Annotated in this window: 4 protein-coding genes; 3 read left to right on the top strand and 1 reads right to left on the bottom strand. The window is 74.2% G+C overall.

The window, feature by feature from the left end:
• Nucleotides 1–40 precede the first annotated feature (40 nt).
• Complete coding sequence (locus ACYVPE_RS30135; protein WP_461036913.1) at nucleotides 41–1,465, bottom strand: glycoside hydrolase; 1,425 nt, start codon at nucleotides 1,463–1,465, stop codon at nucleotides 41–43.
• A gap of 119 nt (nucleotides 1,466–1,584) precedes the next feature.
• Here ACYVPE_RS30135 and ACYVPE_RS30140 point away from each other — a divergent pair, with 119 nt between their 5' ends.
• The 3 genes from ACYVPE_RS30140 to ACYVPE_RS30150 form a co-directional block, all read left to right on the top strand.
• Entirely contained in the window at nucleotides 1,585–2,154 is a 570-nt protein-coding gene (locus ACYVPE_RS30140) for a GNAT family N-acetyltransferase (protein ID WP_461036914.1), read from the top strand.
• Between the two features lie 166 nt (nucleotides 2,155–2,320).
• Complete coding sequence (locus tag ACYVPE_RS30145; RefSeq protein ID WP_461036915.1) at nucleotides 2,321–3,124, top strand: TIGR03936 family radical SAM-associated protein; 804 nt, start codon at nucleotides 2,321–2,323, stop codon at nucleotides 3,122–3,124.
• Between the two features lie 390 nt (nucleotides 3,125–3,514).
• Nucleotides 3,515–6,438 (top strand): Rne/Rng family ribonuclease (locus tag ACYVPE_RS30150; protein WP_461036916.1); only part of this gene is annotated, 2,924 nt, incomplete at its 3' end.

Raw genomic sequence — 6,438 nt, forward strand, 5'->3', positions numbered from 1 at the left:
GGAGCCAAGGCCTGATCCACGAAGATCCAAAAGACAGGCCCTAGTCGAGGACGACGGTCGTGAGTGAGCGCGGCGGCAGCTCGACCGCGAGCCTGCCGCCCCGCACGCTCGCCCGCCCGGTCCGCTCCAACGAGTGCGTCTCGTCCGTGAGATAGACGTCGCCCCGCGCGGTGCCCCGCACCCCCGACACGTCGAAGGACTGCCGCACCTCGCCCGCGTCGTGGTTCAGCAGCTCCACCACCCGGCTGCCGTCCGCGTTGCGGAACGCCGTCACCTCCACCGACGCGTGCTCGGACGCGGCGTCCACCCGCACCGCCTCCGGCCTGATGAACCTGCTGTAGGCGGCCAGCGCCCACAGCCGCTGCGAGACCCGGTAGTCCGCGCCGTCCAGCTGGATCGGCGCCCGGGTCGTGCCGAGCGACGCGCCGAACCAGTAGACGTACGCGTTGACCTCGGCGTCCGCCAGCGCCTCGTGGACGTCCTCGGCCAGGCTCATCCCGTCGTACTCGGTGCCGTCGTCCCAGCCCTCCGTCCACGCGTCGCCCGTCGGGTTCCACTCCGACATCCACACCGGCTTGTCGGTGGGCAGCGGGCTCGTCGCCGGGTTCCGGTACGGGTGCCCGGTGTGCACGTCGACCAGCTCGGACGCCTCGGGATGCGCCTCGATCGCCTCCGTGTAGGCCCGCTGCTCCGCCCAGCCCGCCGCGTCGCAGCAGGCCACGTTGAGGTCCCCGAACTCCGAGTCCGCCACCGTCCGGCCGAGCACCGCCGCCATGTCGGCCGCCTGCTCGGGCGTGAACACCATCGACGCGTAGGACGTGGTGAGGTCGGGCTCGTTGGTGAAGTTCAGGTCGGTGAGCTCGATGCCCTCCTCGGCGTAGAACCGCGCGTACTGCACCAGGTAGTCGGCGTACGCCTGCCGCCAGTCGCCGCTCGCGCACGCGGCGGCCCCCGGCAGCCCGCACAGCGTGCCGCCGTTCGCGTCGTCGCCGTTGGTCTTCATGTAGCCGGGCGCGCTCCACGCGTTCGCGTAGAACCGCTCGACGCCGTACGCCCGGGCCTCGCGCGCCAGCCACACCTGGCCGCCGTCGTCGCCGTCCCACTCGTAGGCCGGCTCGGCGTCCGGGCCGCCCGGGTCGGTGGGCTGGATGGACCGCATGTGGTCGTACACGTCGTCGGCCGAGGAGCCGATGCCGAGCCGCAGGATGCTGAACCCGGCGCCGGTCTCCCGGTCGAGCAGCAGGTCGAGCACCTCCCGCTGGTGCTCGGGGGTGAGCCCGCGCGAGCCGTGCATCACGTCGGCCCGCTGGAACGCCTGCGAGAAGCCGAAGCCGTCGATGGCCTGCCGCCGGTCGCCGAAGTCGATGCTCCCGCCGGCCGGACGGCCGCCGGACTCGGCGGTGGCCGAGGCCATCGGCAGCAACGACGCGGCCAGCGCGGCCGTCAGCACGGTGCGGACTCTCATGCGAACTCTCCAGTCTGGTAGCCGACTTGGTCCGACTGTTCAGACTCATGAACTGTCCGTGGCCCGTCAATCCCCCGGGCCGGAATCGTCGCCCGGGCCCCGGCTGGCACGATGGCACGATGCCCGAGCTGGTCAGCCCCACCACCGACGTCCGCGTCTCCTTCCTCGAAGCCGTCGCCGAGTTCCGCGCCGAGGGCCGGGGTACCCCGGACGACGACTCGATGCTCGGCCGCGACGTCCGCACCTACGGCCGGCACTGGCACGAGCCGGCCGGCTTCGCCGCCTACGTCGCCGCCCTCGCCGCCGACGCCGAGGACGACACCCCGCGACCCGCCGGCTTCGTGCCGTCGACCACCCTCTGGTACGTCGAGGGCGACACGTTCCTGGGCCGGGTCTCCATCCGGCACCGGCTCACAAGGCGGCTGCTCGACTGGGGCGGCCTCATCGGCTACGACGTCCGCCCCACCGCCCGCCGCCGCGGCCACGCCACCGCCATGCTGCGCGCCGCCCTGCCCGTCGCCCACCGGCTCGGCCACGAGTCCGTGCTGGTCACCTGCGACCACGACAACGTCGGCTCCCGCCGGGTCATCGAGGCGAACGGCGGCGTCTTCGAGGACCGCAGGGGCGAGAAGCTCCGCTACTGGATCGGCGCCCAGGGAACGGCCCAGGGGGCGGCGCAGGGGACGTAGGGCCTACGCTGTGGCCCGGCCGGCCGTCGTAACCTGGAGGCAGGCAACGACCGCGACCCGGACAGGGTGGTTCGGGTCGCAGCTCCGGCGAGACCGGCCGGCGAGACCGAAGGACTGAGGACAACTGGGCAAGCGACAGCCCGTAGGCCCGGCGCCCGCACCCGCGGTGCAGCGCGTACGACTGCGGTACACCAAGCGGGGCCGGCTGCGGTTCACCAGCCACCGCGACTTCCAGCGGGCCTTCGAGCGCGCACTGCGCAGGTCCGGGGTCCCCATGGCCTACTCCGCGGGCTTCACCCCGCACCCCAAGGTCTCGTACGCCAACGCCGCGCCGACCGGCACCGCGAGTGAGGCGGAGTACCTGGAGATCGCGCTCGCCGAGCGGCGCGACCCCGAGGAGCTCAGAGCCGACCTCGACGCCTCACTGCCGCCCGGCCTCGACCTCATTGACGCCGTCGAGGCCCGTACCCCCGACTTCGCCGAGCTGCTCGCGGCCTCCCGGTGGGAGCTGCGGCTCGACGGCGTCGACCCGGCCGACGCGGCGCGGGCCGTCACGGCGTTCCTCGCCGAGGACCACGTCGAGGTCAGCCGGCAGACCAAGAAGGGCCTGCGCGCCTTCGACGCGCGCGCCGCCGTGGTTTCGCTGCGGGCACTGGAGCCCCAGGAAGCCCGCGAGCGCCAAATTCGTGGGTCCGATGGGCCTGACCCCAGCCTTTGTGCGATACTGCGGCTGGTAGTACGGCATCACACACCTGCCGTACGACCCGACGACGTCCTGTCCGGCCTCCGCGCAACGGCCGACCTGGCGCCGCCGGTCCCCGTAGCGGTGACCAGGCTGGCGCAGGGGCCGCTCGATGAGGAGACCGGCACGGTGAAGGACCCGTTCGCGCCTGACCGCGACGCTGTCTTGGCCGCCTCACCCACGGCCGCCGGACAGCAGGCCGCGGCGGCGCCGGGGATCACCGGATAGCGATGCCGTTGCCGCGCCGCCTAACCACCAGGTGCCAGGGAGCCACTCGGGTCCGGTAGTTCCGGGCGACGCACCGACCAGGAGACTTTCGCCGTAGCCGGGCTACGAAGTCCGGAACCGGCGAGCTACACGACAGCTCCCGAGCGGCGCTGCCCGCTGTTTCACCGGTGAGGCGCGCCCGGGAGCGTGGACGGGAGAACAGCCCGCATGCACGAGTCAAGCGAGCCCGCCGAGGCGGGCCAGAATTCCACTACGCCCAGTGACGTCCTTCCCACGCGTCGCCGTCGCGCGACAGCTCCTGCCGGAGCGAACGGCTCGAAGGCCAGCGGATCCGCGGCGGCCGAGGCCGGCGCGGACCAGCAGGCCGAGGCGCCGCGTAAGCGGCGTCGCGTGACGCGCGCCACGTCGGCGCCGGAGTCCGTCGAGCAGCAGGAGCAGCCGGCGACCGAGGTCGCCGAGGAGCCGCGTAAGCGGCGGCGTGCGACGCGCGCCGCGGCGGCGCCAGAGCCGGCGGCCGAGGTCGCCGAGGAGGCCCCCGAGGAGCCGCGTAAGCGGCGGCGTGCGACGCGCGCCGCGGCGGCGCCAGAGCCGGAGCCGGTGGCGCCTGAGCCGCTCGCCGAGGAGGCCGCGCGGCGTACGCGGCGCCGCGCGGCGCGTGCGGAGGCCGCCGCGCCCGAGACATCGGATGTGACGCGCGTCGAGGAGCCGGCCGCGGCGTCGACCTCCCGGCCCGTGCGGCCGGTGTTCCAGGCCCCGGTCTTCCAGGCGCCCATGTTCCAGACCCCGCAGCGGGCGGCCGAGGAGGCCGCCGAGGCCGAGGCCGAGCCGCCCGTGGAGGACGAGGAGGAGGAGCCGATCCTCGACGACGTGCACGACGACGTCGAGGAGGACGAGGACGAGGACGAGGCACACAGCGACCGTCCGGCGCGCCGGCGTCGCCGTGGTGGGCGGCGCAGGCGCCGTGGCGAGACCGCGGAGCGCGCCGCCGAGCAGGCCGCGGAGGCCGAGCCCGAGGAGCCGAAGGCCACCGGCGCCGCGCCCGAGCGCGCCGAGGAGGAGCCGGAGGACGACGAGGAGACCGCCGAGGCCGAGGCCGACCAGGAAGGCGAGGCCGACGAGCAGGGCGGTGGCGGCTCGCGCCGGCGCCGCAGGCGCCGCCGGCGCAGCGGTGACGGCGGCGAGGAGCCGAGCGGCGGCGACGACCCGGAGCGCACCGTCGTCAAGGTCCGCGAGCCACGGCGCAAGCGGGACGAGCACGAGGCGTCGGACGGCGTGCAGTCCATCAAGGGCTCGACGCGCCTGGAGGCCAAGAAGCAGCGCCGGCGCGAGGGCCGCGAGCAGGGCAGGCGGCGGGCGCCCATCATCACCGAGGCCGAGTTCCTGGCGCGCCGCGAGGCCGTCGAGCGCGTGATGGTCGTGCGGCAGCAGGGCGAGCGCACCCAGATCGGCGTCCTCGAGGACGACGTGCTGGTCGAGCACTTCGTCAACAAGGAGCAGTCGTCCAGCTACGTCGGCAACGTCTACCTCGGCAAGGTGCAGAACGTGCTGCCCTCGATGGAGGCGGCGTTCGTCGACATCGGCAAGGGCCGCAACGCCGTGCTCTACGCCGGCGAGGTCAACTTCGAGGCGCTCGGCCTCGGCAGCGGCCCGCGCCGCATCGAGTCCGCGCTGAAGTCGGGGCAGCCGGTCCTGGTGCAGGTCACCAAGGACCCGATCGGGCACAAGGGAGCCCGCCTCACCAGCCAGATCTCGCTGCCCGGCCGCTACCTGGTCTACGTCCCCGAGGGGTCGATGACCGGTATCAGCCGCAAGCTGCCCGACACCGAGCGCACCAGGCTGAAGCAGATCCTCAAGAAGATCGTCCCCGACGACGCCGGCGTGATCGTGCGCACGGCCGCCGAGGGCGCCAGCGAGGAGGAGCTGACCAGGGACGTCGAGCGGCTCCAGGCGCAGTGGTCCGAGATCCAGAAGAAGGCCCGCAAGGGCAACGCGCCGACGCTGCTCTACGGCGAGCCCGACATGACCGTCCGGGTGGTCAGGGACATCTTCAACGAGGACTTCTCGAAGGTCATCGTCAGCGGTGACGAGGCCTGGGAGACGATCCACGGCTACGTCTCGCACGTCGCGCCCGACCTCGCGGACCGGCTCCAGCGGTGGACGTCCGAGGTGGACGTGTTCGCCACCTACCGGGTCGACGAGCAGCTGATGAAGGCGCTCGACCGCAAGGTGTGGCTGCCGAGCGGCGGTTCGCTGGTGATCGACCGCACCGAGGCCATGGTCGTCGTCGACGTCAACACCGGCCGGTTCACCGGGCAGGGCGGCAACCTCGAGGAGACCGTCACCAGGAACAACCTGGAGGCGGCCGAGGAGATCGTGCGCCAGCTGCGGCTGCGCGACCTGGGCGGCATCATCGTCATCGACTTCATCGACATGGTGCTGGAGTCCAACCGCGAGCTGGTGCTGCGCCGGCTGCTCGAATGCCTGGGCCGGGACCGGACCAAGCACCAGGTGGCGGAGGTCACCTCGCTCGGCCTGGTGCAGATGACCCGCAAGCGGGTCGGCCAGGGGCTGCTCGAGTCGTTCTCCGAGCCCTGCGCGCACTGCAACGGCCGCGGCGTGATCGTGCACGTCGAGCACGCGCCGGCCGCCGGTGGCGGCGGCGGTGGCGGCGGCAAGAAGGGCCGCAAGCGCGGCCGTGGCGCCGAGACGGCCGTCACCACCGAGCGTCCCGAGCCGGTGGGCCCGGTCGAGCCGACCGAGCCGATGGACGAGCGTCCCGTCGAGCCGGTGGTGCCGCCTGAGTCGGTCGAGCCCGAGCCCGTCGAGCGGGTCGCCGCAGAGGCCGCGGAGGCCGCGGAGGCCGCGGAGCCCCAGGAGGAGACCGCGCCCGCGCCGCGTCGGCGGCGTCGGGTGACGCGCCAGGTCAGCGCGCCGGCGGGGCCGCCGAAGGCCCCTGCCGGGGCCGTCGGCTCGGGAGAAGAGCGGGTTGCGGAGCCGGCGCCGGCGCCGGAGCCGGAGGCCGCGGAGCCGGCCGAGCCGCCCGCGCCGCGTCGGCGGCGTCGGGTGACGCGGAGGGTCGGCGCCCCGGCGGGGCCGCCAAAGGCGGCGGAGGCGGCCGAGGTCGTAGCCCCGGTCGTCGAGGCCGAGCCCGAGGCTGTCGCGGAGCCGGTGGTGGAGCCCGAGCCGGAGGCGCCGCGTGGGCGGCGCCGGGTGGCGCGCAGGGCCGGCGCGCCGGCCGGTCCGCCGAAGGCGGCGGAGGCGGCTGAGCCGGAGCGTGCTCCGGAGCCGGCCGTGGCGGCCGAGGCGCCGGAGCC

It is taken from the genome of Streptomyces mayteni (assembly GCF_054783955.1).

Bases quoted from the DNA above. Each gene is read 5' to 3' on its own strand.
- ACYVPE_RS30140 (WP_461036914.1), top strand. From the start codon at position 1,585: ATGCCCGAGCTGGTCAGCCCCACCACCGACGTCCGCGTCTCCTTCCTC.
- ACYVPE_RS30135 (WP_461036913.1), bottom strand. From the start codon at position 1,465: ATGAGAGTCCGCACCGTGCTGACGGCCGCGCTGGCCGCGTCGTTGCTG.